The 18,576-nt window shown below is 62.4% G+C and carries 13 protein-coding genes; 7 read left to right on the top strand and 6 right to left on the bottom strand.

The features are described from left to right. Positions 1–47 precede the first annotated feature (47 nt). The 5 genes from AB1281_RS07465 to guaA all read left to right on the top strand — a co-directional run bounded on the left by AB1281_RS07465 (position 48) and on the right by guaA (position 7,778). Positions 48–1,880 (top strand): monovalent cation:proton antiporter-2 (CPA2) family protein, encoded by a 1,833-nt coding sequence (locus AB1281_RS07465; RefSeq protein WP_087922316.1) that lies wholly within the window; start codon positions 48–50, stop codon positions 1,878–1,880. Positions 1,881–2,045: 165 nt separating this feature from the next. Beyond that, on the top strand, positions 2,046–2,924 hold the full coding sequence (folD, locus tag AB1281_RS07470) for a bifunctional methylenetetrahydrofolate dehydrogenase/methenyltetrahydrofolate cyclohydrolase FolD (protein ID WP_014036908.1): 879 nt from the start codon (positions 2,046–2,048) through the stop codon (positions 2,922–2,924). 1,250 nt (positions 2,925–4,174) lie between these two features. After that, entirely contained in the window at positions 4,175–5,632 is a 1,458-nt protein-coding gene (gene guaB, locus AB1281_RS07475) for an IMP dehydrogenase (protein ID WP_005409308.1), read from the top strand. Between the two features lie 107 nt (positions 5,633–5,739). Further along, the gene (locus tag AB1281_RS07480; protein WP_071228954.1) at positions 5,740–6,216 is read left to right on the top strand and encodes a hypothetical protein; all 477 of its coding nucleotides are present in this window, start codon (positions 5,740–5,742) and stop codon (positions 6,214–6,216) included. Beyond that, the gene (gene guaA / locus AB1281_RS07485) at positions 6,213–7,778 is read left to right on the top strand and encodes a glutamine-hydrolyzing GMP synthase (RefSeq protein ID WP_005413109.1); all 1,566 of its coding nucleotides are present in this window, start codon (positions 6,213–6,215) and stop codon (positions 7,776–7,778) included. Before AB1281_RS07480 ends, guaA begins: the two co-directional genes overlap by 4 nt. A 92-nt stretch (positions 7,779–7,870) precedes the next feature. Here the strand turns inward: guaA and AB1281_RS07490 are convergent, their stop codons facing one another. The 3 genes from AB1281_RS07490 to AB1281_RS07500 all read right to left on the bottom strand — a co-directional run bounded on the left by AB1281_RS07490 (position 7,871) and on the right by AB1281_RS07500 (position 12,794). Then, complete coding sequence (locus tag AB1281_RS07490; protein WP_430345464.1) at positions 7,871–9,535, bottom strand: DUF6119 family protein; 1,665 nt, start codon at positions 9,533–9,535, stop codon at positions 7,871–7,873. Positions 9,536–10,966: 1,431 nt separating this feature from the next. Next, positions 10,967–11,323 carry a hypothetical protein gene (locus AB1281_RS07495; RefSeq protein WP_430345465.1) on the bottom strand — a complete coding sequence of 119 codons (357 nt, stop codon included), beginning with the start codon at positions 11,321–11,323 and terminating at the stop codon, positions 10,967–10,969. Positions 11,324–11,876: 553 nt separating this feature from the next. After that, complete coding sequence (locus AB1281_RS07500) at positions 11,877–12,794, bottom strand: LysR family transcriptional regulator (protein ID WP_430345466.1); 918 nt, start codon at positions 12,792–12,794, stop codon at positions 11,877–11,879. Positions 12,795–12,890: 96 nt separating this feature from the next. Here AB1281_RS07500 and AB1281_RS07505 point away from each other — a divergent pair, with 96 nt between their 5' ends. After that, entirely contained in the window at positions 12,891–13,730 is an 840-nt protein-coding gene (locus tag AB1281_RS07505) for a type 1 glutamine amidotransferase domain-containing protein (RefSeq protein WP_430345467.1), read from the top strand. Positions 13,731–13,828: 98 nt separating this feature from the next. Then, positions 13,829–14,560, top strand: a complete 732-nt coding sequence (locus AB1281_RS07510) for a hypothetical protein (RefSeq protein ID WP_430345468.1) — start codon at positions 13,829–13,831, stop codon at positions 14,558–14,560. A 69-nt stretch (positions 14,561–14,629) separates the two neighbouring features. Here the strand turns inward: AB1281_RS07510 and AB1281_RS07515 are convergent, their stop codons facing one another. From AB1281_RS07515 to AB1281_RS07525, 3 genes are all read right to left on the bottom strand, one after another. Beyond that, on the bottom strand, positions 14,630–16,513 hold the full coding sequence (locus AB1281_RS07515; protein WP_430345469.1) for a DNA/RNA helicase domain-containing protein: 1,884 nt from the start codon (positions 16,511–16,513) through the stop codon (positions 14,630–14,632). Further along, a complete protein-coding gene (locus AB1281_RS07520; protein ID WP_430345470.1) occupies positions 16,510–16,884 on the bottom strand; it encodes a nucleotide pyrophosphohydrolase in 375 nt (124 codons plus the stop codon). Before AB1281_RS07520 ends, AB1281_RS07515 begins: the two co-directional genes overlap by 4 nt. A gap of 151 nt (positions 16,885–17,035) precedes the next feature. Further along, the gene (locus tag AB1281_RS07525) at positions 17,036–18,415 is read right to left on the bottom strand and encodes a hypothetical protein (RefSeq protein ID WP_430345471.1); all 1,380 of its coding nucleotides are present in this window, start codon (positions 18,413–18,415) and stop codon (positions 17,036–17,038) included. Between the last annotated feature and the right edge of the window lie 161 nt (positions 18,416–18,576).

The following is an 18,576-nucleotide window of genomic DNA, read 5'->3' on the forward strand; positions in this document are numbered from 1 at the left end:
ATTGCTCTATTGTTGAATCCGATTCTGGATCTTGGGGAAAACACCGCATGGCGGTAGAAGCAGCGACCAGCGAGCTGGTCAAGGTCGTCGCCCTGTTGGGCGCGGCGGTGGTGATGGTGCCCCTGTTCCGCCGGGCCGGCCTGGGCTCGGTGCTGGGCTACTTCGCTGCTGGCCTGGCGATCGGGCCGTTCGGGCTGGGCTGGTTCTCCGACCCCCAGGCGATCCTGCATACCGCCGAGCTCGGCGTGGTGATGTTCCTGTTCGTGATCGGCCTGGAGATGCGGCCCTCGCACCTGTGGAGCCTGCGCAAGGAAATCTTCGGGCTGGGCACGCTGCAGATCGTCACCTGTGCGGTGGTGCTGACCAGCATCGCCAAGCTGTTCGGCCTGCCATGGCAGGTGGCCTTCATCGGCGCTACCGGTTTCGTGCTCACCTCCACCGCGGTGGTGATGCAGCTGCTGGCCGAGCGCGGTGACATCGCGCTGCCGTCGGGGCAGAAGATCGTCTCCATCCTGCTGTTCGAAGACCTGCTGATCGTGCCGTTGCTGGCCTTGGTGGCGTGGATGGGGCCGAGCGCGGGCAGCGCCGATGGCGAGGGTTCGCGCTGGCTCTCGGTGGCGATCGGTGTGGGTGCCATCGTCGGCCTGGTGCTGGTCGGCCGCTTCCTGCTCAACCCGCTGTTCCGCGTGCTGGCCGAGTCGAAGGCGCGCGAGGTGATGACCGCCGCCGCGCTGCTGGTGGTGCTGGGCGCGGCGCTGCTGATGCAGTTGTCCGGTCTGTCGATGGCGATGGGCGCGTTCCTCGCCGGTGTGCTGCTGAGCGAGTCGACCTTCCGGCACCAGATTGAAGCGGACATCGAGCCGTTCCGCGGCATCCTGCTCGGCCTGTTCTTCCTCAGCGTCGGCATGGCGCTGGACCTGAGCGTGGTGGCCGCGCACTGGCAGCTGATCCTCGGCCTGGTGCTGGCGTTGATGGCGGCCAAGGCGCTGTGCATCTACGTGGTGGCGCGCGTGATGGGCAGCGACCACGCGCAGGCGCTGGACCGTGGCGTGCTGATGGCGCAGGGCGGCGAGTTCGCCTTCGTGCTGTTCTCCGCCGCCGCATCGGCCGGCGTGATCGACCTGGAGATCAATGCCAACTTCACCGCCGTGGTGGTGCTGTCGATGGCGCTGACCCCGCTGGTGGTGCTGGTCTACAAGCGCATCGCGCCGAAGCCGACGGTGAACATGGATGGCGTGGACGAGGCCGATGGCCTGTCCGGCAGCGTGTTGCTGATCGGCTTCGGCCGCTTCGGCCAGGTCGCCAGCCAGTCGCTGCTGGCGCGCGACGTGGACGTGACCATCATCGACAACGACGTGGAGATGATCCAGAGCGCGGCGCGCTTCGGTTTCAAGATCTATTACGGAGATGGCACGCGTCTGGATGTATTGCATGCCTCCGGTGCAGCGACTGCGCGTGCGATTGCGGTGTGCGTGGACAAGGCCGAGGCCGCTGACCGCATCGTGGAACTGGTGGCGCATGAATTCCCGCAGGCCAAGCTGATGGTGCGTTCGTTCGACCGCGAGCATTCGCTGCGGCTGATCCATGCCGGGGTCGATTTCCAGATTCGTGAAACGTTTGAATCGGCGGTGCTGTTCGGCCAGGCCGCGCTGGTGGAGCTGGGTGCGGACGAGGACGATGCGATCGAGATTGCCGAGCAGATCCGCCGTCGCGATGCCGAACGCTTCGAGCTGGAGATTGCAGGTGGCGGTTTGAATGCCGGCGCCCGGATGATCTACGGCAACAGCCCGCAGGGCGTACCGACGCCGACGCCGTTTACTGCGCCGAAGCGGGAGAGCAAGACGCTGAACCCGCAGGATGTGCCGGAGGAGGAAGAGTAGCCCCGGTAGTGCCGGCCGCTGGCCGGCAGATACGGAAACGTTCCGACGTCACGAGGTTGCCGGCCAGCGGCCGGCACTACCGGTGCGCGGTGTCGACGCGTAGCGGTGGGCGAGGGGGCCTGAATCGGGGACAATAGCGTCCCCGCCGCCCCACGCCCGCTCCCGATGACCGATTCCGCCCCCCAGCTTCCTGCCCGCATCCTTGATGGTCGCCGTATCGCCGAGGACCTGCTCGACAGCCTGAAGGTGCGCGTCGACGCGCGCGTGGCCGCCGGTGGCAGCCGCCCGGGCCTGGCCGTGGTGCTGGTCGGTGGTGACCCGGCCTCGACCGTGTACGTGCGCAACAAGCGCCGTGCCGCCGAGAAGGTCGGCATCGAGGCACATGACTACGACCTGCCGGCCGGTACCACCGAAGCCGAGCTGCTCGACCTGATCGACCAGCTCAACGCCGATCCGAAGATCAACGGCATCCTGATCCAGCTGCCGCTGCCCGGCATCCCCGACGCGCGCCGGCTGATCCAGCGCATCGACCCGCGCAAGGACGTGGATGGTTTCCACCCGGAAAACGTCGGCCACCTGGCCCTGCGCGAGTTCGGCCTGCGCCCGTGCACCCCGCGCGGCATCACCACGCTGCTGGGCCACACCGATCAGCCGGTGCGAGGCCGCAACGCCACCATCGTGGGCGTCAGCAACCACGTCGGTCGCCCGATGGGCCTGGAGCTGCTGATTGCCGGCTGCACCGTGACCAGCTGCCATAAGTTCACCCCCAAGGACGTGCTGGAACAGGCCGTGCGCAACGCCGACATCCTGGTGGTGGCGGTCGGCCGCCCGGGCATCGTGCCGGGCGAGTGGGTGAAGCCGGGCGCGGTGGTGATCGATGTGGGCATCAACCGGTTGGATGACGGCCGGCTGGTGGGTGATGTCGGGTTTGAAGCGGCTGCCCAGCGGGCGAGCTGGATCACCCCGGTGCCGGGTGGCGTGGGCCCGATGACCGTGGCCACGTTGATGCAGAACACCTTGGAAGCGGCGGAAGCGCTGAGCTGAGCGCACCTGGGGCTGGTCTCAGGTGTCTGAGGGTTAGTGCGGACCAACGGTCCGCACCCACCTAAAGCGGCTGGATTTGGCCCTTGGGTCTGCTCGCGAGATGTGCTGCTGGTGAGTGCCGACCGTTGGTCGGCACAATGCCAGAGGGGTGGGGCTCCTGCTGGGGCACTGGTGTCTGAGAGAGAGTGCGGACCAACGGTCCGCACCCACCTAAAGCGGCTGGATCTGGCCCTTGGGTCTGCTCGCGAGATGTGCTGCTGGTGGGTGCCGACCGTTGGTCGGCACAATGCCAGAGGGGCGGGGCTCCTGCTGGGGCACTGGTGTCTGAGAGAGTGTGCGGACCAACGGTCCGCACCCACCTAAAGCGGCTGGATCTGGCCCTTGGGTCTGCTCGCGAGATGTGCTGCTGGTGGGGGCCGACCGTTGGTCGGCACAATGCCAGAGGGGCGGGGCTCCTGCTGGGGCACTGGTGTCTGAGAGAGAGTGCGGACCAACGGTCCGCACCCACCTAAAGCGGCTGGATCTGGCCCTTGGGTCTGCTCGCGAGATGTGCTGCTGGTGGGTGCCGACCGTTGGTCGGCACAATGCCAGAGGGGTGGGGCTCCTGCTGGGGCACTGGTGTCTGAGAGAGAGTGCGGACCAACGGTCCGCACCCACCTAAAGCGGCTGGATCTGGCCCTTGGGTCTGCTCACGAGATGTGCTGCTGGTGGGGGCCGACCGTTGGTCGGCACAATGCCAGAGGGGTGGGGCTCCTGCTGGGGCACTGGTGTCTGAGAGAGAGTGCGGACCAACGGTCCGCACCCACCTAAAGCGGCTGGATCTGGCCCTTGGGTCTGCTCACGAGATGTGCTGCTGGTGGGGGCCGACCGTTGGTCGGCACAATGCTGGGGCACAGGTGTCTGAAGGGTAGTGCGGACCAACGGTCCGCACCCACCAAAGGCAGGCCCATGACCCGCTCCTGGTAGGTGCCAACCTTGGTTGGCGCACATCCATCGGGGCCATCGGCCCATCTGGGGCACCGGTGCCGGACGGATCGTGCCAACCAAGGTTGGCACCTACCAAAGGCAGTTCCAGGGCGGACCAACGGTCCGCACCCACCGAGGGCAGGTTCCAGACCCTGAGAGCAGGTTGCAGCCCCCCCCCCCCTGAACCAACCACCGCCCGCGCGACACTGCGTCGCATCTACCCCCTGCCACAGGGCGCGAAAACAGGGTAAAATGTCGCGCTTCCCCACATCTCGGGTATGCCGATGCTGCGCATCCAGGCTGAAGCACTCACTTACGACGACGTCTCGCTCGTCCCCGCCCATTCGACCATCCTGCCCAAGGACGTCAACCTCGAAACGCGGTTGACTCGCGACCTGAAGCTGAAGCTTCCGATCCTGTCCGCAGCCATGGATACCGTCACCGAAGCCCGCCTGGCCATCGCCATGGCCCAGCTCGGCGGCATGGGCATCATCCACAAGAATCTCAGCCTGGAACAGCAGGCCGCGGAAGTGGCCAAGGTCAAGAAGTTCGAGGCCGGTGTCATCCGCGACCCGATCACCGTCGGCCCGGAAACCACCATCCGCGACGTGCTGGCCCTGACCCAGGCGCACAACATCTCCGGCGTGCCGGTGGTGGGCAGCGACGGCCTGCTGGCCGGCATCGTGACCCACCGCGACATGCGCTTCGAGACCGAGCTGGACGATCCGGTCCGCCACATCATGACCAAGAAGGATCGCCTGATCACGGTCAAGGAAGGCGCCGCGTCTGACGAAGTGCTGCAGCTGCTGCACCGCAACCGCATCGAAAAGGTGCTGGTGGTCAATGATTCGTTCGAACTGCGTGGCCTGATCACCGTCAAGGACATCCAGAAGAACACCGACTTCCCGAACGCCGCCAAGGATCTGTCGACCCGCCTGCTGGTCGGGGCTGCCGTCGGCGTGGGTGGCGATACCGATCGCCGCGTGGAAGCGCTGGTCGCCGCCGGCGTGGACGTGATCGTGGTTGATACCGCGCACGGCCACTCGCAGGGCGTGCTGGACCGCGTCAGCTGGGTCAAGAAGAACTTCCCGAACGTGCAGGTCATCGGTGGCAACATCTGCACCGGCGAAGCCGCACTGGCGCTGCTGGACAGCGGCGCGGACGCAGTGAAGGTCGGCATCGGCCCGGGCTCGATCTGCACCACCCGCGTCGTCGCCGGCGTTGGCGTGCCGCAGGTCACCGCGATTGATCTGGTGGCCGAGGCCCTGCAGGACCGCATCCCGCTGATCGCCGACGGTGGCATCCGCTACTCGGGCGACATCGGCAAGGCGCTGGCCGCCGGTGCCTCGACCATCATGGTCGGTGGCCTGCTGGCCGGTACCGAGGAATCGCCGGGCGAGACCGAGCTGTACCAGGGCCGTTCGTACAAGAGCTACCGCGGCATGGGTTCGCTGGCTGCCATGGAGAAGGGGTCGAAGGACCGCTACTTCCAGGACGCCGCTACCGCCGACAAGCTGGTGCCGGAAGGCATCGAAGGCCGCGTGCCGTACCGCGGCCCGGTGGGTGGCATCATCCACCAGCTGATGGGCGGCCTGCGCGCCACCATGGGCTACGTGGGCTGCGCCACCATCGAAGACATGCGCAGCAAGCCCAAGTTCGTGAAGATCAGCGGCGCCGGCCAGCGTGAGAGCCACGTCCACGACGTGACGATCACCAAAGAGCCGCCGAACTACCGCGCCTGATGCGCTTGCGAACTGCTCTTGCGATTACGGGCAGCCTGCTGATGGCAGGCTGTTCGTTGTCCGAACCGCCGCCGCGCTCCGGGTCTCCGGGCGCGGCGGTTTCGCAATTGCAGGACGTGCAGGCGTGCCAGAACGCGTTCTCGCTGCCGAAGGGCTGGCAGGTGCAGGCCGCTGGCGAGCAGCGCTGGCTGCTGAAAGGCACCGGTGAGCGCCCGCTGCAGGTCACCCTGCAGTGCATTACCGAACTGCTGCACGGGCCGGATGATCCGGTGCTGACGCCGGTACTAGGCGCGCTGGAGCCCGCACGGATGAGCGTGCGCTGGGCGTCCTGGGGCGCTGCGGACTCGGGCGTCTCGATGGCAGCGCTGCAACGGCGCATCGTGCCCGGCACCGAAGTGCAGGAAATCGCCGAGCTGCCGCGCGCCGACCGCTCCAACCCCAACGCACCGCACGGCCTGCTGATGCTGCGCTGGGACGAGGAAGACCCCTCACATATTCAACAACGCGAGGCGTTCATCGCCACGCTGACGCAGAGCCTTGAAGCGCCGGGCGCTGCGAAAAACACCACTGGAACGGCACCATGACCAACATCCATAACGACAAGATCCTCATCCTCGATTTCGGCGCGCAGTACACGCAGCTGATCGCCCGCCGCATCCGCGAGCTGGGCGTCTACTGCGAAATCTGGGCGTGGGACCACAACCCGGCCGAGATCGCCGCGTTCGGCGCCAAGGGCATCATCCTGTCCGGTGGCCCGGAATCGACCACGCTGCCGGGTGCCCCGGCCGCACCGCAGGAAGTGTTCGACAGCGGCCTGCCGATCTTCGGCATCTGCTACGGCATGCAGACCCTGGCCGCGCAGCTGGGCGGTGCCACCGAAGCCGCTGACCAGCGCGAGTTCGGCCACGCCGAAGTGAACGTGATCAACCCCGATGCACTGTTCAAGGGCCTGAGCGACCACGGCGGCGAGCCGAAGCTGAATGTCTGGATGAGCCACGGCGACCACGTCTCCGTCGCGCCGCCGGGCTTCACCATCACCGCCACCACCGACCGCATTCCGGTGGCCGCCATGGCCAATGAGGAAAAGCGCTGGTACGGCGTGCAGTTCCACCCGGAGGTGACCCACACCCTGCAGGGCCAGGCGCTGCTGCGCCGCTTCGTGGTGGACGTGTGCGGCTGCCAGACCCTGTGGACCGCCGCCAACATCATCGACGACCAGATCGCCCGTGTGCGCGAACAGGTGGGCGATGACGAAGTGATCCTGGGCCTGTCCGGCGGCGTCGATTCGTCCGTCGTGGCTGCGCTGCTGCACAAGGCCATCGGCGAGAAGCTGACCTGCGTGTTCGTGGATACCGGCCTGCTGCGCTGGCAGGAAGGCGACCAGGTGATGGCGATGTTTGCCGAGCACATGGGCGTGAAGGTGGTGCGCGTGAACGCCGCCGACCGTTACTTCGCCGCGCTGGAAGGCGTGAGCGACCCGGAAGCCAAGCGCAAGATCATCGGCAACCTGTTCGTTGAGATCTTCGACGAAGAGTCGAACAAGCTGAAGAACGCCAAGTGGCTGGCGCAGGGCACCATCTACCCGGACGTGATTGAGTCGGCCGGCAGCAAGACCGGCAAGGCGCACGTGATCAAGAGCCACCACAACGTGGGCGGCCTGCCGGAGCACATGAAGCTGGGCCTGGTGGAGCCGCTGCGCGAGCTGTTCAAGGACGAAGTGCGCCGCCTGGGTGTCGAACTCGGCCTGCCGCGCACCATGGTCTACCGCCATCCGTTCCCGGGCCCGGGCCTGGGCGTGCGCATTCTGGGCGAAGTGAAGCGCGAGTACGCCGAGCTGCTGGCCAAGGCCGATGCCATCTTCATTGATGAGCTGCGCAAGGCGGACCTGTACGACAAGACCAGCCAGGCGTTTGCCGTGTTCCTGCCGGTGAAGTCGGTGGGCGTGGTGGGCGACGCGCGGGCTTATGAGTGGGTGATTGCGCTGCGGGCCGTGGAGACGATCGACTTCATGACGGCGCATTGGGCGCATCTGCCGTATGAGTTCCTGGGTACGGTGAGCAACAGGATCATCAATGAGTTGCGGGGGGTGTCGCGGGTGGTCTATGACATCTCGGGGAAGCCGCCGGCGACTATTGAGTGGGAATGAGTTGAAAGAACGAGGGCGCCGAGAGGCGCCCTTATTTATTTGGTCTGATTGGAGTCGTTGTTACATCGACAATTCTTAGCGATGTTTCACATCTATTTCTTTTCAATGAGATGAACTTCCACCGTATAGCCCATTAGCTGGATGCGACTGGCCACTGCCCGGAGACTGACCTTGCTAAAGAAAGGTAGCCCGAGTTTATTGCTTTTTGTGTAGCGGTGGCGCATGACGCCAAATATAACTTTATACTCTGATGCGTTGGGCTTTGACCTCCCGTCAGGTAGTATTTTTTCAAAGCCAGCTTTCTTAAAGTTCTTCTGTCGTTCAATCGCTGAGTCTCGAAAGGCCTTTCGGAAAACTTCGTCGCGAAGAAAGCTCTCGGCGGAGACTAGTCCCTGATTCCATAAGTGACTTATGGGAGCAGAGCTATGTCCATCCTTTAGGTGGATGAATTCCTTCTTTCGCGAGAGGAAGTCGCATGGTTCCAAGTTTGATCCTTTGGCGCCCGAAGGGGATGCCTTGACCTTGTCAAGATTTAACAGATTGTGGTCGCTATTGAGTTCCTCTATGAATTCTTGCTCATTCTTTGCACTTGTTGATTTTCGGAATGGCTTGTGGATGAGTGAATTGAACTCGTTGTTTACAAGATCAAAGAATTTTTTCTCAATGCAGTACCAGCTGCCAGAGAAGATTACATAACTTTTCGAGTTATAGGTTGCTTCAAAAACGAAGCAATCATATATCCTCTGGCGTTTAGTCTTGTCCCCATGTCCGTTGGTGACGATCATTATTTCGTGGCTGGCTTTTAGGCTTGCTATGTCCGATACATCATTAGGTCGTCCGGAAGAGAGCTCATGGATGTAGTCTTCAATTGCAATTTCTTCATAGGTATTCTTTGTGCCGGAATTAAATCCAAGGCCAAAATATGCAAAGCTCCTCGTCTCTTCGGGATCTATTACTTCGGGGGTGGCGATGTGTAGATCTGATGGCGTACCGTTCAGTAAAGCCTTCACTTCGGAGAATAGTTTTCTGTCTAGCGCATTGGTTGTTGCTTTGTCATGTGCTGGAATTATGTGATCGACAAAAGAGAAGTCCTTTTTGTAATCATTTGCGTTAAATAGTTTTAGTGCTTCCTTGCATTTTCCTTTTACTTCGCTTGATGAAATTTTCGTGGTTAACGTTAGGGCGTCGCGACCAGTAATGGCTTTGGCGAAATTTGAATCCGTAGGTACTCCTCCCGCAAGACGGAGAAGGTCGCTCTGGAAGTCGATTCCGAATCCGCTTAGATCTGATTTTCGGCTTGCTTGAATTCTTCTTTGAATGGTTGTGCTGTCTAGTGTGGCAGTGTCAATATTCTTTAGTGCACTTCGAGAAATTGAGTTTAACGCAACCTTTAGACCGAAGCCGCGCACAAATGCATCATGCTCCAAGGCGTGATGGCCTGTTCCGAAAGTTAGGGCAAAAGTTCGAGAGCTCTGACGCCGATCATCAGGTTGTACTTCTATGAATATAATTGCCGAACAGCTCTTGTTCTCAAGTTGAATATCTCCCGACTCGGAGAATTCATTGATTATATTTAGCCATTTAGGTGCTGATTCTGGTGTTTGCGCAATGTAGATCTGGCCTTCATTGGCTTCCACTCGTTCCAGTTGGCTTTCTTTTCTTAGTGAGTTGGTGATGCTCCATTTTTTCCGGAGTAGTCGTATCGACAGTGTTAGTGTTCCATGGAAGGTTTCGTTCTTCTTCTTCTTCTTTGGCACGTCTCTTCCCCCTGGTTAGATGCTTATTTGCTCGGAAGTTTTCTTGTATTCTTAGGTTGTATGTCGTATCGCTTGATTCAAGGTGGCGTTGCTGGGCCGGTATATTGGCTGGCCACGCATTGAGGGAAATGGATTGATCGGGTCGTCGAGCAATCAATGTGTTCGGCATTTATGGCCACTCCCCTTTCACTTAAAGTGAAATTCCTGTTGTGGAAGGTGCGGAGCTCTGGGGTCGACTCGTGCAGATTATTGGCTGGAGGCTGGAATTATTCATCGGAGCGGTCTCAGGATTCAGTGCCGAGGAAGAACGTATGCCTCTAGACTTAGCTAGTCCCTCGCTGCCGTTTGGAGCCAAACGTCCGCACATGCAGATGAACTGGATCGGAGGGGGCAAGTGCTGGTCGGATTTTAGGAAATCTCGGCGCTCTCCGTCCTCCTGGGTCCGAGCGCGCTTGGCATGGAGGTTGCGCGACAAGTGCATTGGCAGAGCGCTTAGCGGCAGATTGGCTGCCAGGTAGCTATCCACTATAAGCAGAAGGTCAAAGTGCGGGCTTGGTGGCACCTTAGAATGGCAGAGCCCGCAATGTAGTGCCCTCGCTGCCGCGTACTCTGAGTTAAGCCATTGTTCTGCCGATAAGCGCGAGCTTCCCATTGCTCATCCCTCCCTGATAGTTGAACTTTGCGCCAGGCCGAAGGTGGTTGCAACTGCCTTCGGCGTATCCAGCCACCGCCTTCGCTCCGGCCGATGCGGTTTACGGGGTATAGTTGTATCCTCAGGCCCTGAGGCGGCGTTCTGCCGATTGGCGGCGACGTCTTGTATCGGGAACATATGGTGGGACATATGCTTCGTGGCGTATGAGGGTTTTTCACCCGCGCTGGTGCGTATCAACTGGAGCTACTTTGTGATGCGCCGGAAGATACGGATCTTTTCTGAACTAGAGATGGAAACACAAAAGGGGGATTTGTGCGGTCACTTATCTCAATCTTCTTGCTCGCAGTAAGCGCAATTGCTTTCGCAGGTGATTTGGAGGATCTTGCAAGAGAAGGATACGGCGTAGTTGACGAGACAAGGGTTGATGGTGAATTTGAAGGCTGCGAGTACGATAGGCGGATTCCTTTAGCCAATGGCCTTGTATTCGTATGCTCTGAATATAACTACTCGTACTCGTACAGTCCGGAAGTTCTTATTTTGCGTCATGTCCAATCGGGTGCTATCAAAATTCTGATCGATGAGGAGGAGTACGATGGCACAATATATCGATCGCGGTAGGTGCGGAATGGTTTATTGTATTTCTGTTCGGAGAAGTATTGTATTCATCGATATAACGGCCGTGATCCGACAGCGCGTCTGACTTTGCGGCTGTGGCAGGATGCCCTGGGTTGATTTCTGCGGAACCGTTGATTGTTGGCGGAGTGCAATCGAGTGACAAGTCACGCCGGCCTAACCTCCCGACAAGCCCACTCAGCCAACCCCCGGCAAGCCAGAAACAACCCATCGACAGTTCCCTCATCCAAGTGCCGCTCCGGCTCCGCTGCCACTCGGCAGCGGTCTGCCGCGTGCAGCACCTCCAGTACTGTCAGCAGCCCCACCAACGCGCGCTCGGTTCTGGCCAGGCTCACACGTCGGCCGGGCGATACATCGGATTCTGGCCAAGGATGCCCATCGGCACCCTCGCATCCGCGCATGCGCTTGAGGATGCCGAGCAGGGAGTTCAGGTCGGGCAGGGGAGTGTCGTCGTTGATGGGTTCAACAACGGTGTACGAGGAGAAGGTGTCGGATTCGTTCATGGCGTCGGCTTCCGTGGCTGTGCTTAACAGCGCCACCGAGAAGAGGGTGGCGGACGATGCGTGGCTGCAAACCGGGACGAAGCAGTGCCATGACCGGTGGGTCTGAAGACCCCCACGCACCGCCCGCCATACAGGCCGACGGATTGCCCGCCGGCACCGGTTAAGGACGGTGCCGACGGGCAAGCGTAAACAACAGGCACAACAATCGTCGCGGGTTTGCAGACCCGGAGCCACCCGTTGTCGGTGGCACGTCATGTTGGTTACGCAGTCGCTTCGAATGCCAATAGAAATTCGCGAAGGAATCGCGGAATCCGAGAGCGAAGAACTATTGTTGCACGCACCATCCGTGCAGCACGCGACGCCAGTAGACGCATTCGCGCAACTGCCCTGTCAATTCCGGATCAAAGTGGCGCAATCGCCCATGCCACAAGCAAATAGCGCGATAGCCTTCTTTGCAACAGTTCTTAATCCGCACCGAATGGCAACGGCGCCCGATCAACCGCACACCCCGAAAATCGGTTCAAACCCGACACCGCCAGCGAGCCTTGGGGCTTCAACCGACGCCAGCCTCAACCGCATTCCCCACCAGCAACTCAATCATCGCCCGCGCCGCCGCCGACTGGCTTCGGTGCGGTGCATAGATCACCGAGAACGGCCGCGACCTTCCCCGTAACTGCGGCAGCACTTCCACCAGCTCCCCACGCTGCAATCGCTCCCGCACGATGAACGCATAGCTCTGGCAGATGCCGATGCCCTGTTCGGCCAGCGACACCACGCCCAGCACATCGTCGGAGGTCTCGATGGACGAACGCGGCAGCCAGTCCACGTCGCGCCCGCCTTCGCGGAACACCCACGGCGCCAGCCGCCCGGTGCGCGGCATCACGAAGGGCAGGCAGAGGTGCTGCTGCAGGTCGTTCAGCGTCTGCGGCGTGCCGCGGCGCTGCAGGTAGTCCGGCGCCGCCACCAGCAGCAGCGGCGCGTCTTCCAGCTTGCGTGCCACCAGCCCGCTGTCCGGCAGCTGGCCCAGGCGGATGGCCAGGTCGAAGCCTTCGGCCACCAGGTCCACGTTTCGGTTGGTGATGTTCAGTTCCACCTGCACCTGTGGGTACTGCTGCGCAAAGCGCGCCAGCACGGGCGGCAGCCGGTAGTGGCCATAGGTGGTGGGCACGCTCAGGCGCACGCGGCCGGCCAGCGCACCGTCCTGGGCCAGTACGTCGCGCTCGGCGTCGTCCAGCAGGCCGAAGGCGGTGCGCACCTGTTCCAGATAGAGCCGCCCGGCGTCGGTCAGGCCCACGCGACGGGTGGTCCGCTGCAGCAGCTGCCGACCCAGCCGCGCTTCCAGGCGGGTGACCGCACGGCTCAGCACCGAGGGCGTGGTGGACAGTGCCACCGCGCCGGCGGTGAACGAGCCGTGCTCGACCACCGCCAGGAACACCTCCACGTCGCCCAGGTAGTCGAACTTGCGGCTCATTTGGCTCTCCGGGGAACAGATGTTTTGCGATGGGGCCAATTTATCGCCGCTGGGGCGATGAATAAAGTGGCCGCCATTCCCCGATAGGCGCTCCCCATGAACCTGATGACCCGGCTGGCCGCAGCGCTGGCCCTGACCCTGGCCGCAACCGGCGCGCATGCCGCCAACGTGCTGGTGGTGCTGTCCGACGAAAACCACCTGGACCTGAAGGACGGCAAGGCGCTGTCCACTGGCTTTTATCTCAACGAGCTGATGCAGCCGGTCAAGCTGCTGCTGGACGCGGGCCACGAGGTGACCTTCGCCACGCCGCAGGGGCGAGCGCCGACGGTGGATGCGTCCTCGGTGACACCGGCGTTCTTCGGCAACGATGCGGCGCAGTTGAAGCTGCACAAGGAGCTGCTGGAGAAACTGGCGCTGACCTCGCCGACGGCCTCGCCCGTGGTCAGCCTGGCGCGCGTCGAGCAGCAGGGCTACGCGCGTTTCGATGCGGTCTACATTCCCGGTGGCCACGCACCGATGCAGGACCTGCTGAAGAGCCCAGCGCTGGGCCAGCTGCTGGCCGACTTCCACCAGCGCAACACGACCACCGCGCTGGTGTGCCACGGGCCGATCGCGCTGCTGTCCACGCTGCCGGATGCCGGTGGTTTCGTGGCGAAGCTGGATGCGGGTGCGATGCCGGCTACGCCGAAGTGGATCTACAGCGGCTACCAGATGACGGTGATCAGCAACGAGGAAGAAGAGCAGGCCAAGCCGCTGCTGGGTGGCGGTGAGATGAAGTTCTACCCGCAGACGGCGTTGCAGCGGGCGGGTGCGAAGTTCAGCAGCAATGCCACGCCGTGGACCGGGCATGTGGTGGTGGACCGTGAGCTGATTACTGGGCAGAACCCGGCTTCGGCGCTGGAGGTGGGGCAGCGGTTGGTGGAGCGGTTGAAGTAAGGCGGGCTCTGCATCGCATGTGGTGCCGTGGCACCATGACGGGCTGGCCTCGTCCTCCCGGGCGTGGCCGTTTTCCCAGGGAAGCCCTCGAACACGACATGCGAACGTCTTTTTTCATTCTCACCGCCCTGTGCCTTGGCCTGCTGTCCGGCTGTGCCAGTGGCCCGGAGGAGCACACCTCAAGCCGCGAGATCACCGGTGCGTTCGTAGCCGACGACGGCCAGCTGTACCTGCTGCCGCGCTTTGAAGAGCCGATGCGTTTCAATGCCGCGCCGTTCCGCGAGTACCGTGCGCTGATGGACAGCCCGCTGCGCGAGGCGGTGGCTTGTGCGCAGATGTACTTCCATGAGGATTGGCGCGACCCGGCCAACAAGGCCAAGGTGCACGGCAGCTATGCGCTGCTGCTGCGGCCGGAACAGGTGACGCCGGAACAGGCCGCGCAGTTCAAGCTGGAGCGGATCGAGGTCACCCCGCGCGAGGCCAAGGCCGTGGAAGAGCGGGCACGCTACTACCTGCCGCTGGACCGGACCCGCTATGCGCTGGCGTTTGATCGTGTCTGCAATCTTTCAAAGAAAGGCGGCAGCTATTACAGCGCGCTGTTCGAGGGCGATGGCGAGCGGGTGAAGTTGCCGGACGCTGCCGCGTTGGCGGAGAAGGGGAAGCTGGCACAGCCGATCAATGCGCGGGCGCAGCGGATCTTGCCGGAGAGGGAGGACAAGCCGGGTGTTGGGACGGCGGCTGGGAAGGTGCTGGGTGCGGCTCTGGTGCCGGTGGCGGTTCCGGTGTTTGTGTTGAGCCTGCCGTTCCTGGGGCCGGATCATTGGAAGTGATGGGGCGTTGAGAGAGAGCATCCACGCGTGGCGTGGATCTACCTCTGGTCAGCTGTCAGGTGGAGGCGCTTAGGCCTCTACCTCAACCGCCTGTTCGACGGCTGCCTGTCGCTGCAGTCGAGCTGCGAAATAGGCGGCAACTTGCGGATCGGTCGCGTAGACGTAGCAGCCCTTCATCCCTCGGGTCATCAAGGTGCGGTAGGTGTTCTTGATGATGGTGTCCGCAAGCTCGGCGGCATGGGCGGGATGGGACTTTGAGAGCTTCACGAAACCCTTCATGGTCTTGTCGTGCCGATCACGCGCGCGAGGCACGGTTTTGAGGGCGCCGTCTTCCATGACCAGGTCCGGTCCGATGATCACCCCGATGTAGTCGACTTCCAGCCCCTGGCAGGTATGGATGCAGCCTACCTGGTCAACCGAATCCGGCGAGATGATCCAAAGGCTTCCGTCGTCATTGAGGTTCCATTGCCGCCGGTAGTTGCCGATGACAATGTCCATCTCCTTGCTGTTCTTCTTGCTGTTCCACGGCCAGCAGTAGCCAGCGACCACGCGGGCGCGGTTGCCGGTGTTCCTGGCTTCGATGGCGGCATGCAGCGCGGACGGATCATCGAAGACCTGGAAGTCGTAGCTGTTCTCGTCCAGCGTTGTGTTTGCGGTGGGCCTGATCTGCAGCACGTCATCCAGCCATGCGAGATAGCCGTCCGAGCCTGCGCAGCGGAACTGCGAGGACAGGACGTATTCCTCTACCGTCGCGCCACGGGCGAGTGCGAAGTCACGAATGGCCTCTTTGGTGCCGATATCCTTGAGCGTGACACGCTGGTCTTCATCAATGAAGAACACGCTGCACAGTGCGGCGTTGATCAACTCCTGGATCTGGTGCGTACCGAGGTTGCCATAGAATCCGCTCTTCTCAGTAAGGCGATGCGCCTCATCCACGACCAATACGTCGTACGCGTTCTGCGCCGATTCGGTGAACGAGCCGGATCCACCGAAAAGATGCACCAGATGGGCGTTCTCGGGCTTCTGGATGAGCGTGTTGCTGTACACGGCACGAGGCGCTGCATTCTTGGAGATGTACTTGACGGTCAACCCATCGCGAAGCGCCGCGAGAAGGTTCACCGCGACAACCGACTTGCCCGTGCCCGGGCCACCTTCAACGATGACGACACGTGGATTTCCGCTGGCGTGCGCTTGGGCACACGCGGCCTTCGCAGCTTCAAATACCTGCTTCTGTTCATCAAGCAGCGCAAAGGCGCTGTTTCCCCTCAGCAGCCGATGCACGTCGTCGGCGAGCGCCTTGGAGGGGCGGATTCGGCCATTCTCCAGTTCGGCAAGCACGGACGCACCACCGCCCTTGCAGGTGTATTGGCTGATGAAGCTACGCAGCCCTTCCAGATCCCCGGTGCTCTTCAGGAAGAGTGGGGCACGCTCGATGTAGGGCTGGTAGTGCGGCGAGTTGATGACACCGTCCGGCACGTAGTTGTGCAGGTAGGCGCAGGGGTGCAGCTGGAGCTTTCCTTCATGGACCGCTTCGTTGAAGCCTTCCAGGAACGCAGCATAGGACCACGCCTGATAGCTGGGGTGGACGAGTGGCTGTCCTTCACGAAGTTCTACGATGGCGTCGCGCTTGGTCGGCTTGATGGCGGACCACTGCTTGAGCTCGACGATGATGACGTGCGGCGAGCCATCCTCGGCGTGACCGGTCAGGACGACGTCGATGCGCTTCTTCGACTGGGGAAGAATGAACTCCACCGCCACGCCGATGTCATCGGGAATGGAGTGATGGGTGAGTGCACGCGCAACGTACCGAAGCGACTCGCGCCAGGACCGGATCTCGGACTCGCCCACGTCACCCTTCGTCGCGGCCTTGAAACTGGCGCGGATGACCTCCTCGATCTCTTCGTCGTTGCATTGACGAAGGAAGGATGCCTTGTCTGCCTGGTAGACGATCATGGCTGCGACAGCTTGTTGTACTTGGTGCTGACGCCCCGCGAGAGGTCCACCGGGTACTTGGCGGCATTGGTGGCCAGCTTGCTGCTGGCGGCTTCGTTCAGATCGATGCCGAGCACGTCCGACAGCCGGATGAGGTACAGCGCTACGTCGGCGATCTCATCGCGTACGGCGCTTGCAGTGGCTTCTGAAGTCGCTGCCTTGAAGGAGTCGGCCTCGGTCATCCACTGGAAAATCTCGTTCAGCTCTCCAACTTCGCCGGAAAGGGCCATGACAAGGTTCTTGGGGGAGTGGAACTGGGCCCAGTCACGGGCTTCGGCGAACTCCCTGAGCGCTTGGGCAGCGCCCCGAACCTCAACAAGAGGGTGATCCATGGCATGGCCTTGTACGACAGAATTTGGCCAATTCTACCCATGCTGACGGGGCGTAAGCGACATTTCGGCCTTGATTCGCTTGGAAGCAACAAGGGCGCCAATGGGCGCCCTTGTTGGTGAAGCGATCAGGCGGTGGATGCCCGTGGAGGCATCAGCCCCGGCACCTCGGTTTGCCACCTGCCACACAGCTTGCCCGCCAATGCTCCCAGGCGTTGGCATCGATGCCGGCCTTCAGTGCGATGGCCTGCAGCTCCTCCCAGTTCCTCGGCGAAGGCGCGGCCAGCAGTCCGCGCATGAAGGCCTGCATCTTCGCTTCGCCCACCTGCTTCTCCAGCGAGAGCAGCAGCAAGGGGGCATAGACGTAGCGATACATCTCGCCCAGATCCGAGCTGCCGTCAATGGCATCGAATGCGGGCAGCGGCTTCTCCTGCTTCTCGATGGCCGACTGCAGTCGCGCGATGTAGCGTTCCGCCGCGGCATCGCCACTGATCTCGCGCAGCGCCTTGATCGACAGGAACTCGGCGCTGGATTCCAGAAGCACCCAGAAGTAGGGGCCCTGCGGACGGTTCAGCGTGCCGAAGTAGTAGTGGCCCATTTCGTGTGCGATGTACTGCACGCGTCGCTCGGCGTTCTCGCCACCGGCCAGTAGTGAATCGGCCACGTTGCCGATGCTGCCGCTCATGGCGACGGTGGGCCAGGTGGCAAAGCCCCACTCGCTGCCCTCGCGGTCGCGCTCGATCTGGTTGAGTGTGACCATGCGCAGGAAGGTGGGGCGGTCGGCCAGCGGCACGCCCATGTAGCGGCTGTGCACGTCGGCGACCTTCTGCACCGTGTTGGACAGTGCATCGACTTTGGCCGGGGGCAGGGTCTCATTGAGGATCGTAACCTGCGCGGTGCGGGTGATCGGGCCGCTGCCGCCGAACAGAAGGATCGGCCTTGCATTGTCGCTGCGGAAGCGGCCCCGCGCGCCTTCGATGGCCGGGCTGCCGTTGAGATACAGGAAGCGGCAGCCGGCGCAATCCACCTGCAGGTCGTAGCGGCTTTCGCTGCTGCGAACGCGCGCCTTGGGGTCGAACGCCTGCGGCAGCCAGGCGGACTGCTCGGTGAAGCGGGCGCTGTCGCCGTTGAAGGCCATCATGCCTTTGAAGTCGCCCAGGGCGTCGTGCTTCGGGTACAGCGGAAACGCGCCCACGTACTGCACGCAGAGCGTGGCGGTGGGCTCGGCCAGGGTGTAGACGCGCGCCTCGCCGTCTACGCCCGGGTCGTACCAGCCATCAAACCCTAGCGGCTTGCCGTCACCGTCGGTGACCCGCGCGACGTTCAGGCCGGCATTGAGCACGAACGAGCCACTTGATGCGGCTGGGAGGTTGGACATGCAGACATCGCCCTCGACACGGCCGCTGGCAATATCCAGCCGCACGCTGCCGGTGGTGAGTGGCGTGGCTGGTTGTGCGGTCGGTGCGGCCATGCTGGTGGCGGGGGCGAGCAGCGCGATCAGGGCGGCGGGCAGCAGGGCGGTGCAGGGGTTCATCGGGCCATCCTTGGGTGGATGGCGTTGACTATAGGGCCAACATCGATGGACGCGGAGAGTCTTCTGGTCACCCGGTCTTGTGGGGCTGGCGGAATGCCCCGGCATGGTGCAGGCATAATGCCAGCGGGGCGAACGGATGCCCGTGAACAGGAAGGACACCT

Source organism: Stenotrophomonas sp. NRRL B-14846 (assembly GCF_050473585.1).
In the GTDB taxonomy this organism is placed as follows: Bacteria; Pseudomonadota; Gammaproteobacteria; order Xanthomonadales; family Xanthomonadaceae; genus Stenotrophomonas.

What these genes read in the sequence shown, in the direction of transcription:
- AB1281_RS07465 (WP_087922316.1), top strand. Translation starts at nt 48, where the DNA reads ATGGCGGTAGAAGCAGCGACCAGCGAGCTGGTCAAGGTCGTCGCCCTG.
- folD (WP_014036908.1), top strand. Translation starts at nt 2,046, where the DNA reads ATGACCGATTCCGCCCCCCAGCTTCCTGCCCGCATCCTTGATGGTCGC.
- guaB (WP_005409308.1), top strand. Translation starts at nt 4,175, where the DNA reads ATGCTGCGCATCCAGGCTGAAGCACTCACTTACGACGACGTCTCGCTC.
- guaA (WP_005413109.1), top strand. Translation starts at nt 6,213, where the DNA reads ATGACCAACATCCATAACGACAAGATCCTCATCCTCGATTTCGGCGCG.
- AB1281_RS07495 (WP_430345465.1), bottom strand. Translation starts at nt 11,323, where the DNA reads ATGAACGAATCCGACACCTTCTCCTCGTACACCGTTGTTGAACCCATC.
- AB1281_RS07500 (WP_430345466.1), bottom strand. Translation starts at nt 12,794, where the DNA reads ATGAGCCGCAAGTTCGACTACCTGGGCGACGTGGAGGTGTTCCTGGCG.
- AB1281_RS07505 (WP_430345467.1), top strand. Translation starts at nt 12,891, where the DNA reads ATGAACCTGATGACCCGGCTGGCCGCAGCGCTGGCCCTGACCCTGGCC.
- AB1281_RS07510 (WP_430345468.1), top strand. Translation starts at nt 13,829, where the DNA reads ATGCGAACGTCTTTTTTCATTCTCACCGCCCTGTGCCTTGGCCTGCTG.
- AB1281_RS07515 (WP_430345469.1), bottom strand. Translation starts at nt 16,513, where the DNA reads ATGATCGTCTACCAGGCAGACAAGGCATCCTTCCTTCGTCAATGCAAC.
- AB1281_RS07520 (WP_430345470.1), bottom strand. Translation starts at nt 16,884, where the DNA reads ATGGATCACCCTCTTGTTGAGGTTCGGGGCGCTGCCCAAGCGCTCAGG.
- AB1281_RS07525 (WP_430345471.1), bottom strand. Translation starts at nt 18,415, where the DNA reads ATGAACCCCTGCACCGCCCTGCTGCCCGCCGCCCTGATCGCGCTGCTC.